Below are 16,539 nucleotides of genomic sequence, written 5' to 3' on the forward strand. Positions count from 1 at the left end.
TCCCGGACCCGAACCGTCCGCCAAGCGAGATCAGTACGCGTCGACGACGCGCACCTCCTCCTCGGTGACCTCGCCCTCCAGGATGCGGAAGGAGCGGAACTGGAACTCGCCCGCGCCGTCGGTGTCGGCGGTGGAGACCAGCACGTAGTGGGCGCCGGGCTCGTTGGCGTAGGTGATGTCGGTGCGGGAGGGGTAGGCCTCGGTCGCGGTGTGCGAGTGGTAGATGACCACCGGCTCCTCGTCGCGGTCGTCCATCTCCCGGTACAGCTTCAGCAGGTCCTGGGAGTCGAACTCGTAGAACGTGGGCGAGCGGGCCGCGTTCAGCATGGGGATGAAGCGCTCGGGGCGGCCGGAGCCCACCGGCCCCGCCACCACGCCGCACGCCTCGTCGGGGTGGTCCTCACGGGCGTGGGCGACGATCCGGTCGTACAGGGCCTGGGTGATGGTCAGCATGGGGCTCAGGATAAGCAGACGGGCCGTTCCGTACCGAGGGGTGGTACGGAACGGCCCGGATGCCGGACGCCTTGAGCGGTGGCGGCGGGGAGTCCACGCGTGCTCCCCGTGCGCCGGCGTCCCGCGGGGTGATCAGCCGACCTTCTCGAACCGGCTCTCGTCGCGGTCCGCGATCGCCGGGTCGCCCTTCTTCAGCACGGCCCAGCCGATCGCCAGGGCGACGGCCCAGCCGGCCGCGACGTACAGACAGACGCGGGCGTCCGCGTCCGCCGCGATCATGCCGGTGACGCCGATCAGGAAGACCAGGGCGACCCAGCTGAACAGGGCGCCGCCGGGGGCGGGGAAGGAGGAGGCGCGCAGCCGGCCGGCGTCGACGGCGCGGCGGTAGCGGATGTGGCTGACGAGGATCATCATCCAGGTCCAGATGCCGGCCGCGGTGGCGACGGAGGTGACGTAGGCGAACGCCTTCTCGGGGACGACGTAGTTGAGGATCACGCCGATGCCCATGAGGGCCACGGAGACGCCGATGCCGACGGCGGGCGTCTTGCGGGCGTTGAGCCGGGCGAAGGCCTGCGGGGCCTCCTTGTTGGCGGCGAGTCCGCGCAGCATCCGGCCGGTGGAGTACATGCCGGAGTTGCAGGACGACAGGGCCGCGGTGAGCACGACGAAGTTGACGATGCCCGCGGCGAGCGGGATGCCGATCCTGCCGAAGGCGTGCACGAAGGGGCTCTCGCCGGCGGAGAACTCGGTCCACTTGACGACGGAGAGGATCACCAGCAGGGCGCCGACGTAGAAGACGATGATGCGCCAGGGCAGGGTGTTGATGGCCTTGGGCAGGGTCTTCTCGGGGTTCTCGGACTCGCCCGCGGTGACGCCGACCAGCTCGACGGCGAGGTAGGCGAACATGACGCCCTGGAGGGTCATCAGGCTGGAGCCGATGCCGTTGGGGAAGAAGCCGTCGTGCGACCAGAGGTTGGAGACGGCGGCGGTGTCGCCGGCGTCGGAGAAGCCGAGGGTGAGCACGCCGAGGCCGATGACGATCATGCCGATGATGGCGGTGACCTTGATCATCGAGAACCAGAACTCGACCTCGCCGAAGATCTTCACGGAGATCAGGTTCACGCCGAACAGCACGACGAGGAAGACCAGGGCGCTGACCCACTGCGGGATCCCGGGGAACCAGAAGTGGATGTAGATGGCGGCGGCCGTCAGTTCGGCCATGCCGGTGACCACCCACATGAGCCAGTACGTCCAGCCGGTGACGAACCCGAAGAACGGGCCGAGGAACTCCCGGGCGTACTCGGCGAAGGAGCCGGAGACGGGCCGATAGAGGAGCAGTTCGCCCAGGGCCCGCATGATGAAGAAGATGACCACGCCGGCGAGGGCGTACATGAGGACGATGCCGGGGCCGGCCTTGGCGATGTTCGCCCCGGCGCCCATGAACAGGCCGACGCCGATGGCGCCGCCGATCGCGATCATCTGGACCTGGCGGCTTCCGAGTCCGCGCTCGTAGCCCTCTTCGGGGGCTTCGGTGACCTTCGCAGAGGTCATGTGTCGCTGCGCCTTTCTCCATGCCGACCCGGGCCGTTCACCGGCCGCGGACCGGGTTCCGATCCCCCCGGACTGCTGGAGCCGTGCGGGCGCGCGGGCCCGCCCGTGCCTGGCCGGCGGTGACCGGCTCGGTGGCGCACCCGGCCGAACGTTCGGGTGGCGTTCGCCGGGCGGTCGTGAAGGTTTATCACGGAGGGCGGCGCGGCCTCTCGGGCTCGATGTGACGCACCGCACGGGCAAAGGGGGACAAATACGACCTAGGAACGGAAAGAAGGTGTCACGTTTGACGATTTCGTTATGCGGATTTTGGACACCGTTGAGCGAACGCCTTTACACCCGTCGCAGGTGGGACGGGAAACGGAAGGGGCCCGTCCGCACCGGCAACCGGCGTGGACGGGCCCCTGGGACGGGAGAGGGCGCTCAGGGCGCCTGGGCCGGCTCCGGCTCCGAGGGACCGGCGCCCGGCTCCGACGCCCCCGAGCGGCGGTCGCGGACGTAGGTGAGGAAGGAGTCCAGTTCGCGCTTGACCACGGGGGCCAGCAGGTAGAGACCGATGATGTTGAACACCGACAGCAGGAACAGCGCCGAGTCGGCCAGGCTGATCAGCGAGTCGAGGGAGAGCAGCGAGCCCGCGATCACGAAGACGCTCCACACCGCCTTGAAGACGGTCTCACTGGTCTTGCTGCGGCCGAAGAGGTACGCCCACGCCTTCAGGCCGTAGTAGCCCCAGGTGAGGATCGTGGAGAAGGCGAACAGCAGCACCGCGACGGTGAGCAGGTTCGGGAACCAGGGCAGCACGGTCTCGAAGGCGTCGGAGGTGATGGTGACACCGCCGATGCTCTCGCCCTCGCGGGCCGCGTCCCAGCTGGCGGGCGCGGCGATCACGATGGTCAGCGCGGTCATGGTGCAGATGACGACCGTGTCGATGAACGGCTCCAGCAGGGCGACCAGGCCCTCGCTCGCGGGGTGCTTGGTCTTCACCGCGGAGTGGGCGATCGGCGCGGAGCCCAGACCGGCCTCGTTGGAGAAGGCGGCGCGCTGGAAACCGACGATCAGGGCGCCGATGACACCGCCCGCGACGCCCTCGGCCTCGAAGGCGCCCTGGAAGACCTCGCCGATCGCGCCGGGCACGGCGGTGACGTTGGTGAGGATGACGATCAGACACGCCACCACGTACATGATCGCCATGGCCGGGACCAGGCGGCTGGTCACCGAGGCGATGGAGCGGATGCCGCCGAGCAGCACCAGGCCCACGAGGGCGGCGACCACGAGACCGAACAGCACGGCGCCCGCGGAGGAGGCCAGGAAGCCGTCCTCGCCGCCGAAGGTGGAGGAGATCTGCGCGTAGCTCTGGTTGGTCTGGAAGAGGTTGCCGCCGAACAGGCCGAAGAACAGGATCATCACGGAGGCGAGGACCGCGAGCACCTTGCCGAGCTTGGCGCCGCCGCGGCCGAAGCGGTCGGCGAGGCCCTTGGGCAGGTAGTGCATCGGACCGCCGGAGACGGTGCCGTCGGGGTGCTCCTCGCGGTACTTCACACCGAGGGTGACCTCGACGAACTTGGTGGCCATGCCGAGCAGGCCGCAGAGGATCATCCAGAAGGTGGCGCCGGGTCCGCCGATGGAGACGGCGACGGCCACACCGGCGATGTTGCCGAGGCCGACGGTGCCGGAGACGGCGGCGGTCAGCGCCTGGAAGTGGCTCACCTCGCCGGGTGAGCCCTTCTCGTCGTAGCGGCCGCGTATGACGTCGAAGGCGAGTTTGAGCTTGCGGGCCTGGATGAGCCCGAACCAGACGGTGAAGACCAGGCCGGCGATCACCAGCCAGGCGACGATCAGGGGGAGGTCGGTCCCGGCGACGGGGACGGTGTAGAAGACGATGTCGCCGACCGTGGTCGCGACAGGGTCGAAGAAATCGCTGACGGCGTCGTCAATGGTCGTGGTGATGGAGTCGAGTGACATCGAACTTCCTCGGTGACGCGGAGACGTTCTGGCGTGTGCGGAGCGCGGGCGGCTCGGGGGTGGCCCACGTCCGGTCCGGCGGACGGCGGTAGGCGGAGGGCCCCTGGGCGGGGGCGCGTCCGTGTCGGGCAGGCGTACACACCGGCTGGGACCGGCTTCCGTGCTCACCACCGCGTCGGCGGCGCAAGCGGGTTGCCGATTCTTACCACGCCCCTACCCGCCCACAAGTGTCCCAGGTCACAAAAAACCGCCCCCGCGGCACGAATCCGCAGGGGCGGTGACACGATCGTTATTCGAACTTGAGGTTCTTTTGAGCGAACACATCGTGACATTTTCCGGACGGATCAGGACACCTTTAGGCCATGAGTGTCGAGACGAGCGTCTCCTGGAGACCGCCCAGCCAGAGGTACGCCATCACCATCGGCTTGCGCGGGTCCTCGTCCGGGAGGCGGAACAGCAGATCGCCGTCGTCCTCGTCGGTGATCTCCAGCCGTGCCCCGATCGCCAGGCGCAGGTCGTTCAGCGCGCCGAGCCACCGCCGGGACTCCTCCGGCGACAGCTCGAGCACCCCGCCGCCCCCGCCGGCCGACCTGAGTCCGTCCAGGGAGCGGATCACCGCCAGCGCGTTGTCCCGCTTGCCGGCCCGCAGGTCGTTCTCCGTGTAGCGGCGGAACTCGGCGGAGTGCGCCCGCTGCTTCTCGGCCTCCGCCGCCCGCGGGGCGCCCTCGGGGTCGACGTAGGCGTCCGGGAAGAGGCGGCGCAGCACGGGGTCGGAGGGCGGCTCGCTGGGGCCCTCGGCGAAGAGCTCCGCGAGCGGGTCGCCGCCGGGCTCCTCGGCCGGGCCGGGGCCGATGATCTCCATGAGCTGCACGGCGAGCGAGCGGATGATGGAGATCTCGACGTCGTCGAGGGCGACGGCCGCGCCGCCGCCGGGGAGCGGTTCGAAGTGTCCTGGCATGGGGGCGATTCGCTGCTTCCGGTCCTGCGGGCGGGGTCGGGCCACGTCCGGTGCGGTCAATGTCCGGCTTCACTTCCGGTCGTGCTGGAGGGTGGCCCACAGGCCGTAGCCGTGCATGGCCTGGACGTCGCGCTCCATCTCCTCGCGGGTGCCGCTGGAGACGACGGCCCGGCCCTTGTGGTGGACGTCGAGCATGAGCTTGGTGGCCTTGTCCTTGGAGTAGCCGAAGTACGTCTGGAAGACGTACGTCACATAGCTCATGAGGTTGACCGGGTCGTTGTGGACGATCGTGACCCACGGGACGTCGGGCTCGGGTACGGCGAAGACCTCCTCCGCCGACTCGGTGCGTTCGATCTCCAGGGGTGCGGGTGACGTCACACTGCCCATGCTGCCACCGGTGGGGGGTGGTCGCACAAACCGGCCCGCTGAAGAGCCGCCCGGGGTGGTCCGCGGGCCGTCCGGGAAGCGCGGTGGAGGCGGCCGGGAACCGACCCGGAGAACTTAAATCGTCAGAGTGACGAAATGGGGGTACCATCCTCGCCATGGACACAGCGGACCTTGGGTTGCCGGTGAATGTTCCGTCCACGGCGCTCTTCACCGACCAGTACGAACTGACGATGCTGCAAGCGGCGCTGAAGGCCGGCACGGCCGGGCGGCGCAGCGTGTTCGAGGTCTTCACCCGGCGCCTGCCGAACGGCCGCCGCTACGGCGTCGTGGCGGGCACCGGACGGGTGCTCGACGCGGTGGAGAACTTCCGCTTCGACGAGGGCGTGCTGCGCTTCCTGCGCGAGAAGGCCGTCGTCGACGAGGAGACCCTGGACTGGCTGGCCGGCTACCGCTTCTCCGGCGACATCTGGGGCTACCCCGAGGGCGAGGTCTACTTCCCCGGCTCGCCCGTCATGCGGGTGGAGGGCAGCTTCGCCGAGTGCGTGCTGCTGGAGACGGTGATCCTGTCGATCCTCAACCACGACTCGGCCATCGCCGCCGCGGCCTCCCGGATGTCGTCCGCCGCAGGCGACCGGCCGCTGATCGAGATGGGCGCCCGCCGCACCCACGAGCTGGCCGCCGTCGCCGCCTCCCGCGCCGCCTACATCGGCGGCTTCTCCTCCACCTCCGACCTGGCGGCCGGGTTCCGCTACAACATCCCCACCGTCGGCACCTCCGCCCACGCCTTCACCCTGCTGCACGACAGCGAGCGGGACGCCTTCCGCGCCCAGGTGGACTCCCTCGGCGCGGGCACCACGCTGCTGGTGGACACCTACGACGTGACCGAGGCGGTCCGCGCGGCCGTCGAGGTCGCCGGGCCCGGACTGGGCGCGGTGCGCGTCGACTCCGGCGACCTGCTGCTGGTGGCGCACCGGGTGCGGCAGCAGCTCGACGAGCTGGGCGCCCGCGACACGAAGATCGTCGTGACCTCGGACCTGGACGAGTACGCCATCGCCTCGCTGGCCGCGGCGCCGGTGGACGCGTACGGGGTGGGCACACAGCTCGTGACCGGCTCCGGGCACCCGACCGCGTCCATGGTCTACAAACTGGTCGCGCGCGCCGAGTCCGCCGATCCGGGGGCGCCGCTGGTGCCGGTGGCGAAGAAGTCCACCGGCGGCAAGACCTCCGTGGGCGGCCGCAAGTGGGCCGCGCGGCGGCTGGACGCGGACGGGATCGCCGAGGCCGAGGTGATCGGCACCGGCGAGGTCCCGCCCGAGCTGGCCGAACGGCAGCTGCTGGTGCCGCTCGTCCGGGACGGCGAGGTGATCGCCCGTGAGCCGCTGGACGTGGTCCGCGACCGGCACGCCGCCGCCCGCGCCGGTCTCCCGCTGTCCGCGACGCAGCTCTCGCGCGGGGAACCCGTCCTTCCGACGGAGTACGCGCACGGGCCGTCGGGTAGCTAGAGGCAAGCCGACGGCGCGCGTCCCCCGTCCGCGTCACACCCGTCCACGGGGCCGGAGGCCCACCCGCCCGGCCCCCTGACCCATCCGTCCCAGAGCCGAAGGACACCGACCATGCGCCGCGCACTGATCGTCGTAGACGTGCAGAACGACTTCTGCGAGGGGGGCAGCCTCGCCGTCACCGGCGGCGCCGGCGTGGCCGCCGCCGTGACCGAGCTGATCGGCCAGGCCGCCCCGGCCGGGTACCGGCACGTGGTCGCCACCCGGGACCACCACGTCGACCCCGGCGACCACTTCTCCGACCGTCCCGACTTCGTCCGCTCCTGGCCCGCCCACTGCGTGGCCGGCACCGAGGGCGTCGGCTTCCACCCGAACTTCGCGCCCGCGGTCGCCTCCGGGGCGGTCGACGCCGTCTTCGACAAGGGGACGTACACGGCGGCCTACAGCGGTTTCGAGGGCGCCGACGAGAACGGCACGCCGCTCGCGCGGTGGCTGCGGGAGCGGGAGGTCGACGAGGTGGACGTGGTGGGCATCGCCACGGACCACTGCGTGCGGGCCACCGCGCTGGACGCGGTGCGGGAGGGCTTCCGCACCCAGGTGCTGCTCGACCTCACCGCGGGGGTGTCCCGGGAGACGACCGAGCGGGCGCTGGAGGAGCTGCGGCAGGCGGGCGTGGAGCTGTCCGGCAAGCCGGTCGTACGGTGAGCCGCGCCCGCGGGTGACGCCCGCCGGCCGGCGCCGGGACGCCCCGGTGCGGGTCAGGCGGGAGCGGCCGGGCGTCCGAGCAGCGCCCGGATCGGGTGCCAGAGCTCCACCTGGAGCGCTCCCCCGGCGGGCGCCGTGCGCCATATCAGGCCGTCGGGATGGTGCAGGACCGCGGTGATCTCGTCGGGCGTGGGCGGCGCGGTGTTCCCGCGCAGGTAGACGGCGCGCAGACCCAGGTTGCGCAGCCTGGTCAGGGCGCGCGCCCGGTTCTGGGCGTGGACCAGCACCCGTACCCCGGCCGGGGCGTCGGCGCCGGGACTGGGCAGGTTCAGCGCCACCACCACCGTGCCGTTCGGCAGCTTGCAGAAACCTCCTGCGGCCATGCGGTCATACCCCCGTGTCGCCAGGTGTCAATAAGAGAGCCACAGGAGGCACCTAAACACGGATCGGCGGCGACCCGCCAGGGGGTCACCGCCGATCACGCTCTGACCTGCGAGAACGCTATTTACCTGCCCGCAGGGCCCACCTCGAGCTCGATCGTGGAGCCGTCCCTGGCCTCCTTGGTGATCTTGATCTTGGTGTTGGTGTCAGTGACCTGGACGCTGCCGGTCGGGTTCGCCGGGTCCCAGTAGGTGTTCTTGCGGTCGTTGAAGACCGGCACACCCTTCGAGGACGGGATGTACGTGGCGACGTCCGCCTTGTGCAGCGTGATGGCGTCGGTGCGGAACGTGCTGAACGTGGCGTCGTAGGTCTGGATGCGGTTGCGCATCAGCGTGCCGTCGGACCACTTCAGCGCGGTCGGGTGGGAGTCGACCGGGAGGATCAGGCCCTGGCCCGGGTGCTGGCTGGTGTTGTTGTCCGCCTGGGAGGTGTCCCACTTCCAGATCAGCAGGCCGTTCTGGTACGCGTAGTGCTCGACCCAGTCCGGGCGGGCCGTGAAGCCGAAGTTGTACGGGCCGACCTTCAGGGTCTTGTCGTACGACACGTACTGCCGGTTCTCGGCGATGTAGTACTGCTCGTAGTCCTTGGTGAAGGACGCGCCGATGCGGGAGAAGCCGGTCGCCTTCCAGGCGCCGTCGGCGGTCTCGGCGTTGTCGGAGAACACCGTCTCGCCGTCCGCGGTCACCGCGATCGCGTCGGCCGTGAAGCCCTTCTGGGCCACGCCGCCGTCGGTCTGGTAGCGGAAGCGCAGGTCGATCTTCCGGCCGGCGTAGGCGTCGAGGCTGTACGCGAACCTCTGGTAGCCGTCGAGCGTGCCGTGCAGGGCGGGCTTGTCGCTGCCGTCGCGCGGGATCTGCCGGCCGTCCACCGTGCCGTCGACGGCGGTCCAGTTGGCACCGCCGTCGGTCGACACCTCGGTGTAGAGGAAGTCGTAGTTGGCCTCGATGTCGTACCAGCCGTCGAAGGTGAGCTCGGCGGAGGTCCTGCCGGTCAGGTCGACCGTGCGGCTCAGGGTGTTCCTGAGGTCGTCACCGCTGCCGCTCCACCACTGGGTCCGCCCCTCGGACGGCTCGATGACCTCGGTGGTGACGGCCTTCTTCGGCAGCGTCACGACCAGGGCCTGCTTGTGCTTGGTGTTGTACTCGGCGAAGCCCAGCTTGTGCCAGGAGCTGACCCCGGCCTTGGCCGTGTCGTAGTTCAGCCAGCCCAGCTGCAGCTTGTCCCAGGCGGTCATGTCGCCGGGCAGGTCGCCGATCTCCTTCTTGCCCGTGCCGAGCCAGGAGCCGGACGACATCAGCGTCCAGAAGCCGGTGGAGTTCTCGCCGCCCGCGGTGTCGTAGAGGTCCGGCAGACCGAGGTCGTGGCCGTACTCGTGGGCGAAGACGCCGAGTCCGCCGTTCTCCGGCTGGATGGTGTAGTCGCCGACCCAGATGCCGGTGTCGCCGACCTTCGCGCCGCCGAGCTTGTTGAACTCGGGGCCGGTGGCGCCGGCGTCGGTGCCGAAGGCGTACCAGCGGTGGGCCCAGATCGCGTCCTCGCCCTGGGCGCCGCCGCCGGCGGACTCGTCCTCGCCGGCGTGCACGATCTGGAAGTGGTCGATGTAGCCGTCGGGCTCGTTGAAGTCGCCGTCGCCGTCGTGGTCGTAGCGGTCCCACTCGTCGTAGCGGGCCACCTGGGCCTTGATCTGGGCGTCGGTGCGGCCGGCCGCCCTCTGCTGCTCGACCCAGGCGTCCAGGCCGTCGCTGACCACGTTCCAGACGCTGGAACAGGTGCTGTCGCCGCAGTAGTTGGAACCGTAACGGGCCTCGTTGTACGGCACCTTGACCCAGTCGGAGACCTCGCCCTCGACCGAGTAACGGCCCGAGGACTGCTTCTCGAAGTAGGTCTTGACCGAGTCGACGCCCTTGCCGGACCCGAAGTACAGGTCCTCGAAGTGCTGCTGGTCGTAGTCCTCCTGCCAGGCCGTGGAGTTGTCGACCTTGCGGTCCGGCTTGGCGATCTGGTTGTGCAGCGGGCCGGGGGTGCCGCCGTAACGGCTGTCGATCTTGTCGCCGAACTCGACCAGGATGGTGAAGATCTTGTCGGTCTTCTCCCGGCCCAGCTCGACGTACTTGGTGTCGCCCTTCTTGCTCTTCAGCCCGACGACCTTCGAGCCGTCGCGGTTCTTGACCGACGCCTTGCCGGACAGCACCTGGTTCAGGGCTTCTTCCCGCTGGGCCGCCTGCGTCTTGGAGAGCGGGCCCTCGAGGTCGTGGTCGACGTGGTGGTGCGACGCCGGGTCCTGCCGGTCCACGGCGCTCGGGCTCCCGGCCCGGTCGGCCGTGTCGGCCTGGGCCGTGGTGAACGCAGAGCAGGTGGCGGTGGCCGCCGCGAGGGCCACGCCTATCGCGGCCGCTCTGAACGTCCAGGGTCTACTGGTCACTTGAGATCCCCTCCCGCGTGCGTGCGCGCGGACGAAGGAGGTTCCGTCCGGGAAGGTCCCGCGCGCACGTGATCAACGCGTGTAGTCAAGTGACGTCATTGGACTAGAGGTTCGTCGGAAAAAACAGACCTTGACTTGAACAGGTCAAACGCGTTATGCGGAGCGGCGGTTCGCATTGCGGACACTTCCGTGCGAAAACCCGGCGGGCACGTCGTCCCGGCCCCGTGTGGGGCGTCATGAATCCGTGCGCCCCCTGTGCACCGGCCCTGTCGGTCAGGTCACGCTTACCGTCCGTTCCCCTCGGGCACGCTCGCGGATAGAGTCGCTTGGCGGAACGCCCTTGAGCGGGTGAAAGCCAGGCCGACAGCCCCCGACTTCCGAGGACACGATGGCCATGCCCCGTCCGACTGTCGCTCAGTTCGTCTACGGCTCGTGCGCCGTGATCCTGTCGACCCTCGCCCTGCTCCTGCTGTCCGGGACGAGCTCCGGCGCGGGCATCGCGGCGGTCGCCGTCGTGGCGCTCGCCCTGGGACTCGTGGTGGCCGTACGCGTACCGGTCCCCGGGTCCCGGCGGCCCGCCCCGGCCCGGCCCGCGACGCCGCTCCCGGTACGGGCCACGCTGCCGTCGCCCTCCCGTGAGCAGGTCCGCGAGCAGGTCCACGAACGGGCGGCGTCCTGACGGCCCCGTCCGGCTGCCGTACGGCGGTCCCCGGCCGCGTGGCGGCCGGGCCTCACCGGTCGGTGACCACGACGGTCCTGGCCGCCTTGTCGTGCAGGCCCTGCTTGTAGGGACGGTCGAAGAAGCTCCAGCCGCCCGCGATCGCGGTCCACACACAGGCGCAGCAGAAGGCGAACGGCAGCCACAGCACGGCCGCGCGGATCAGCGCGGTCTGCACCGAGGGGTTGGAGCCGTCGGCGAGTTCGGCCACCCGCATGCCCAGCCACTTCTTGCCGAGGGTGCGGCCGAAGCGGACGGTCATGAAGGTGTCGTACGCGATGTAGAGGGCCGCGGCGATGACCGACTGGGCGAACCCGTTGCCGACGTTGACCCGGTCGCCGTCGAAGTTGTACTCACTGACCCCGACGGGCCAGGTGAGCAGCCAGACGACGATGCCGACGAGGATCATGTCGATGATGCGGGCGAGCGTGCGCCGGGCGCTGTCGGCGAGCGGGGGCATCCCGGCCGGCGGGCCGCCCGGCCCGCCGCCGTAGGGGCCGCCGCCGGGGCCGCCTCCGTACGGGCCGCCGCTGCCGCCGTAGGGCCCGCCCGCTCCCCCGCCGCCGTACGGGCCGCCGCCTCCGTACGGCCCGCCGCCGCCCTGTCCGGGCGGAGGCGTGCCGCCGGGGGTGTCGTACGGGGAGCCGGAGCCCGGGCCGGGGGAGCCCGGCGGGGGCTGTTTCCTGAACGGGTCCTCGTCCGGCGGCTGCTGACCGGATCCGGGGGGCGGTTCGGTGGTCATGTCCCCGAGTCGATCCCGAACCCCGCGGCCCCGCATCCGGCGCGCCGCCGTCCGGAGTACCGGACGCCGGCCGCCGAGCCGACGTGCCGTCAGGCGGCGGCGACGAAGGTGTGCGCGGCCTTGTCGTGCCAGCACTGGCGCCACGGCTTGTCGAACAGGCACCACAGCACGCCGACGACCCCGACCACGAGCAGTCCGGGCACGCTGTAGACCAGCCAGCGCCGCAGGGCCGCGCCGAACTCCGGCGACTCGTGCGCCTCGATGTCCCGCACCTCGATGCCCATCAGCCGCTTGCCCAGCGTACGGCCCCACTTGACGGTGGGCAGCACCTCGAGGAGCACCCCGCCGAGCAGCAGGACGGCGAGGACGACGCCGAGGTGGACCGAGGTGGTGCCGTCGATCAGCCACACCGTGACGGTCCGCCCGGACAGCCTGGCCGCCTCGATCTTCGCGTCGATGTGGTCCAGGGCCTTCGCGCCGAGGGGCACGGCGGCCGCGGCGGTGACGGCGCCGAGGACGACCGTGTCGAGCAGCCGGGCGGCCAGCCGCCGGCCGAGGGCGGCGGGGCGGGCCGCGGCCTGGCGGCGGGCGACGGCCTGGAACGGGTCGTCGACCGGCGGCTTCCAGGGTGCGACCGGCGGCTCCTGGGCAGTGCCCGCGAGCCGGTGCACCTGCTGCGGCCAGGAGGGCTGCCCGCCGCCGGGACCGGACGTCAACGGCGCTGGGGCGGCCAGGGCCGCCGGAGACGCCGGGGACACCGGGGCCGCCGGGGCCGCCGGGGACACCGGGGACACCGGGGACACCGGGGACACCGGGGACACCGGGGACACCGGGGCGGGCGGGGCCGCCGGGGCGGGCGCGGCCGGGGCGGCGGACGCGGGTCCGGTGGTCTGCGGGGGCACGCCGGGCGCGGTGGCCTGCTGCGGGCCGGGCGGCGCCGCGGCGGGCGCGGGCGCCGACGCGGCGGCGCGCTCGGCCGCGGCCTTCCCGGCGGTGAAGCCGGGCCGCCCGGCGCCGCCCGCGTTCGTCTCCCCGGCGCGCGGGGAGACCGCGCGGAAGGTCATCGTGCCCTCGTCAGGGGACTCCGCCGCGCCCCCGGCCGGGGCCGGCTGCTGCGAGGGGGCGGCCGTCGGCTTGCGGAACACGAACGTCCCGTCCGCCCGCGGGGCCTCCGAGGCGGCGGGCGCGGGCTCGGCGGCGGCCGCGTCGGCGCCCGCGCCCGCCGCCGGGGTGTGCGGCATCCGCGGGTCGGCGCCGGCGCCCCAGGAGACCTTGCGGTCCCGGTCGTCCCCGAAGCCGGACTGCCGGGAGCGGTCGGCGCCCCACGCCGAGGCGGGCTCGGGCCGGCTGCCGTGCTGCGCCTCGGCCGGGGACGGCGCCGGGGACGGGCCCGCCGGGGCGGGCACGTCGTCCGGGTCCTCGTCGAAGAAGTGCGGGCCGGTCTCCTCCACGGACGGCCGGGCCGGGGCGGCGCCGGGCGGCGGGGCGAGCGACTCGCCGTCGGCGGGCGCCGGACGGCTGGTGCCCGGCACCCAGGAGGCGCCGTTCCAGTACCGGACGTATCCGGGAATGGAGGGGTCCGGGTAGTACCCCTCGCGGGGCGTGTCGTCTCCGGGTGCCGGGGTTGGGGCGCTCATGTCCGTCGTCCCGTATCTGCTCGAGGGATGGGTCGGGGGCCACCACATCTATCAGACGGGCGGGGACCGGACGGGCCGTCCGACCGGAGCCCACCCCTTTCGGGCGCCTTCTGGGTTCAGAAGAGCTTGCCCGGGTTCAGAATGTTCAGCGGATCGAAGGCCTGTTTCACGGCCCGCTGCATCTCCATGCTCACGGGACCGGCCTCCCGCGCCAGCCACTCCTTCTTCAGCACGCCGACGCCGTGCTCGCCGGTGATGGTGCCGCCGAGGTCGAGGCCGAGCGCCATGATCTCGTCGAAGGACTCGCGGGCCCGCCGGGACTCGTCCGGGTCGGAGGCGTCGAAGCAGACCGTCGGGTGGGTGTTGCCGTCGCCGGCGTGGGCCACGACGCCGATGGTCAGTCCGTGCTTCTCGGAGATCCGTTCGACGCCCTCGATCAGCTCGCCGAGCCGGGACCGGGGCACGCACACGTCGTCGATCATCGTGGTGCCCTTGACCGCCTCCAGCGCGACCAGGGACATCCGGCGGGCCTGGAGCAGCATCTCCGACTCGGCGGCGTCCTCGGCGGGAACGACCTGGGTGGCCCCGGCCTCCTCGCACAGCGCGCCCAGCGCGGCGAGGTCGGCGGCGGGGTCGGGGGTGTCGAACGCGGCGAGCAGCAGCGCCTCGGTGGACTCCGGCAGGCCCATGCGGGCCATGTCGTTGACCGCCTTGACCGTGGTGCGGTCCATCAGTTCGAGGAGGGACGGGACGTGGCCGCCCGCCATGATGCGGCAGACCGCGTCGCTCGCGGCGGCCCCGGAGGCGAACTCGGCGGCCAGCACCAGTTGCTCCGGCGGCTTGGGCCGCAGCGCGAGGACCGCGCGGACGACGATGCCGAGGGACCCCTCGGAGCCGACGAACAGCCGGGTGAGGTCGTAGCCGGCGACGCCCTTGACGGTACGGCGGCCGGTGGTCAGCAGCCGGCCGTCGGCGAGGACGACGTCCAGGCCGAGGACGTACTCGGCGGTCACGCCGTACTTGACGCAGCACAGGCCGCCCGAGGCGGTGCCGATGTTGCCGCCGATCGTGCACATCTCCCAGCTGGAGGGGTCCGGCGGGTAGGCGAGGCCGTGCTCGGCGACCGCGCGGGAGAGCGTGGCGTTGACGACGCCCGGCTCGACGACCGCGATCCGGTCGACCGGGTCGATCTCCAGGATGCGGTCCATCCTGGTCAGCGAGAGCACGACGCAGCCGTCGGTGGCGTTGGCGGCGCCGGACAGGCCGGTGCGGGCGCCCTGCGGCACGACCGGGACCCGGAGCTCGGTGGCGGTGCGCATGACGTGCTGGACCTGCTCGACCGTGCGGGGCAGCACCACCGCCGCGGGGCTGCCGGCCGGGCAGAAGCTCGCCATGTCGTGGGCGTAGGAGGCCGTGACGTCCGGGTCGGTGAGGACGGCCTCCGCGGGCAGGCCGCCGAGCAGCCGGTCGACGAGAGGTCCGGCCGCCACCGTGTCTTCATCGCGTCGCGCTTCGATACGGCTCACGATCACAGCGTCGCACCCGGGGCCATCGGTGTGAACCCCGCCAGGCCGGCCGCACCCCCGGTTCCCGCCGCCGCACGCGCCGCGGACCTCCCAGGTGTGCTCCGTGGGCGGCGTGAAGGACGGCCCCAAGCCGCTGCACGTCCGTGTGTGGACATGCGGGGCGTGCGGGGCCGTCCTGGACCGGGACATCAACGCGGCGGTCAACGTCGCCAAGGCGGCCGGACTGGCCGTGTCCGCCTGTGGAGCGCAGGTAAGACCGGGACTCGTCCCGGCACCGCGCAGCGAAGCGGGAACCCACCCGAAGCCGCAGCCCTCAACGGCGCGGCAGGCGGGAATCGCCGTCCTTCAGGGCGGCGAGGATGTCAAAGGTTGCCGCGCTTGGCCTGCTCGCGCTCGATCGCCTCGAACAACGCCTTGAAGTTGCCCTTGCCGAAGCCCATCGAGCCGTGGCGCTCGATGAGTTCGAAGAAGACGGTCGGGCGGTCCTGGACCGGCTTGGTGAAGATCTGCAGCAGGTAGCCGTCCTCGTCACGGTCGACGAGGATCTTCAGCTCGCGCAGCGTCTCCACCGGCACCCGGGTCTCGCCCGCCCACTCGCCGAGGGTGTCGTAGTACGAGTCCGGGGTGTCCAGGAACCGCACGCCGGCGGCCCGCATCTGGCGGACCGTGTGCACGATGTCGTTGGTGTTCAGCGCGATGTGCTGGACGCCGGCGCCGCCGTAGAACTCCAGGTACTCGTCGATCTGGGACTTCTTCTTGGCGATGGCGGGCTCGTTGATCGGGAACTTGACCTTGAGCGTGCCGTCGGCCACCACCTTCGACATCAGCGCGCTGTACTCGGTCGCGATGTCGTCGCCCACGAACTCCTTCATGTTCGTGAAGCCCATGACCTTGTTGTAGAACTCGACCCACTCGTTCATCCGGCCGAGCTCGACGTTGCCGACGCAGTGGTCGATGGCCTGGAAGGAGCGCTTGGCCGGCGGCTCGACGATCGGCTCGGCGGCGACGTAGCCGGGCAGGTAGGGGCCGTCGTAGCCGCCGCGCTCGACCAGGGTGTGCCGGGTCTTGCCGTAGGTGGCGACGGCGGCCAGCACGACGGTGCCGTGCTCGTCCTTCAGCTCGTACGGCTCGGCGACGGAGGTGGCGCCGTGCTCGATCGCGTAGGCGTACGCGGCGCGGGCGTCCGGCACCTCGATGGCGAGGTCGATCACACCGTCGCCGTGCGCGGCCACGTGGTCCTCGAGGAAGGCGCCCCACTCGGTGGACCGCTTGATCACCGAGGTGAGGACGAAGCGGGCCGAGCCGCTCTCCAGCACGTAGGAGGCGGTCTCGCGGCTGCCGTTCTCCGGTCCGGAGTAGGCGACGAGCTGCATGCCGAAGGCGGTGGAGTAGTAGTGCGCCGCCTGCTTGGCGTTGCCCACGGCGAAGACGACCGCGTCCATTCCCTTGACCGGGAAGGGGTCTGCCTGCCGTGCGGTGTCGGGAGCGGTGTGTGTGGTCTGCGTCATAGGGGCAGGGTGGAACAGCCCTGCAAGGTGCGC

General features: G+C 71.5%; 14 protein-coding genes and 1 pseudogene. 4 read left to right on the forward strand and 11 right to left on the reverse strand.

What is annotated here, in order from left to right:
* Positions 1-30 precede the first annotated feature (30 nt).
* The 5 genes from ACIQ8B_RS13180 to clpS all read right to left on the reverse strand — a co-directional run bounded on the left by ACIQ8B_RS13180 (position 31) and on the right by clpS (position 5,308).
* Positions 31-453, reverse strand: a complete 423-nt coding sequence (locus ACIQ8B_RS13180; RefSeq protein ID WP_106414013.1) for a Mov34/MPN/PAD-1 family protein — start codon at positions 451-453, stop codon at positions 31-33.
* A 132-nt stretch (positions 454-585) separates the two neighbouring features.
* Positions 586-2,004, reverse strand: a complete 1,419-nt coding sequence (locus tag ACIQ8B_RS13185; protein ID WP_403546735.1) for an amino acid permease — start codon at positions 2,002-2,004, stop codon at positions 586-588.
* A gap of 420 nt (positions 2,005-2,424) precedes the next feature.
* Complete coding sequence (locus tag ACIQ8B_RS13190; protein WP_403546736.1) at positions 2,425-3,963, reverse strand: alanine/glycine:cation symporter family protein; 1,539 nt, start codon at positions 3,961-3,963, stop codon at positions 2,425-2,427.
* Positions 3,964-4,318: 355 nt separating this feature from the next.
* Positions 4,319-4,921 (reverse strand): DUF2017 domain-containing protein, encoded by a 603-nt coding sequence (locus ACIQ8B_RS13195; protein ID WP_403546737.1) that lies wholly within the window; start codon positions 4,919-4,921, stop codon positions 4,319-4,321.
* A gap of 69 nt (positions 4,922-4,990) precedes the next feature.
* Positions 4,991-5,308: an ATP-dependent Clp protease adapter ClpS gene (gene clpS / locus ACIQ8B_RS13200; protein ID WP_006131673.1), complete on the reverse strand. Its 318-nt coding sequence runs from the start codon at positions 5,306-5,308 to the stop codon at positions 4,991-4,993.
* Between the two features lie 155 nt (positions 5,309-5,463).
* On the opposite strand from clpS, the gene ACIQ8B_RS13205 reads away from it, so the two are divergent.
* A complete protein-coding gene (locus tag ACIQ8B_RS13205) occupies positions 5,464-6,810 on the forward strand; it encodes a nicotinate phosphoribosyltransferase (protein ID WP_290006950.1) in 1,347 nt (448 codons plus the stop codon).
* A gap of 111 nt (positions 6,811-6,921) precedes the next feature.
* Positions 6,922-7,512, forward strand: coding sequence for a nicotinamidase (locus ACIQ8B_RS13210; protein ID WP_290006951.1), 591 nt, complete (start codon positions 6,922-6,924; stop codon positions 7,510-7,512).
* 53 nt (positions 7,513-7,565) lie between these two features.
* On the opposite strand, the gene ACIQ8B_RS13215 is transcribed toward ACIQ8B_RS13210, so the two are convergent.
* Both ACIQ8B_RS13215 and ACIQ8B_RS13220 read right to left on the reverse strand, forming a co-directional pair.
* Complete coding sequence (locus ACIQ8B_RS13215) at positions 7,566-7,895, reverse strand: hypothetical protein (RefSeq protein ID WP_106414008.1); 330 nt, start codon at positions 7,893-7,895, stop codon at positions 7,566-7,568.
* Positions 7,896-8,017: 122 nt separating this feature from the next.
* A complete protein-coding gene (locus ACIQ8B_RS13220) occupies positions 8,018-10,375 on the reverse strand; it encodes an immune inhibitor A domain-containing protein (protein WP_403546738.1) in 2,358 nt (785 codons plus the stop codon).
* Positions 10,376-10,763: 388 nt separating this feature from the next.
* On the opposite strand from ACIQ8B_RS13220, the gene ACIQ8B_RS13225 reads away from it, so the two are divergent.
* Positions 10,764-11,054, forward strand: a complete 291-nt coding sequence (locus ACIQ8B_RS13225) for a hypothetical protein (protein ID WP_403546739.1) — start codon at positions 10,764-10,766, stop codon at positions 11,052-11,054.
* A gap of 52 nt (positions 11,055-11,106) precedes the next feature.
* Here ACIQ8B_RS13225 and ACIQ8B_RS13230 read toward each other — a convergent pair whose 3' ends face one another.
* The 3 genes from ACIQ8B_RS13230 to ACIQ8B_RS13240 all read right to left on the reverse strand — a co-directional run bounded on the left by ACIQ8B_RS13230 (position 11,107) and on the right by ACIQ8B_RS13240 (position 15,004).
* Complete coding sequence (locus ACIQ8B_RS13230) at positions 11,107-11,835, reverse strand: RDD family protein (protein ID WP_403546740.1); 729 nt, start codon at positions 11,833-11,835, stop codon at positions 11,107-11,109.
* An 89-nt stretch (positions 11,836-11,924) separates the two neighbouring features.
* Positions 11,925-13,472, reverse strand: a complete 1,548-nt coding sequence (locus tag ACIQ8B_RS13235; protein ID WP_403546741.1) for an RDD family protein — start codon at positions 13,470-13,472, stop codon at positions 11,925-11,927.
* 116 nt (positions 13,473-13,588) lie between these two features.
* Positions 13,589-15,004 carry an FAD-linked oxidase C-terminal domain-containing protein gene (locus ACIQ8B_RS13240; protein WP_365416060.1) on the reverse strand — a complete coding sequence of 472 codons (1,416 nt, stop codon included), beginning with the start codon at positions 15,002-15,004 and terminating at the stop codon, positions 13,589-13,591.
* A 79-nt stretch (positions 15,005-15,083) separates the two neighbouring features.
* Here ACIQ8B_RS13240 and ACIQ8B_RS13245 point away from each other — a divergent pair.
* Positions 15,084-15,416 (forward strand): annotated as a pseudogene (locus tag ACIQ8B_RS13245) (zinc ribbon domain-containing protein); the annotation flags it as partial.
* Here ACIQ8B_RS13245 and hppD read toward each other — a convergent pair.
* On the reverse strand, positions 15,361-16,506 hold the full coding sequence (gene hppD / locus ACIQ8B_RS13250) for a 4-hydroxyphenylpyruvate dioxygenase (protein WP_290006972.1): 1,146 nt from the start codon (positions 16,504-16,506) through the stop codon (positions 15,361-15,363). The pseudogene ACIQ8B_RS13245 and the gene hppD overlap by 56 nt on opposite strands.
* Between the last annotated feature and the right edge of the window lie 33 nt (positions 16,507-16,539).

This window comes from Streptomyces sp. NPDC096105, from assembly GCF_044763335.1.
Taxonomy (GTDB): Bacteria; Actinomycetota; Actinomycetes; order Streptomycetales; family Streptomycetaceae; genus Streptomyces.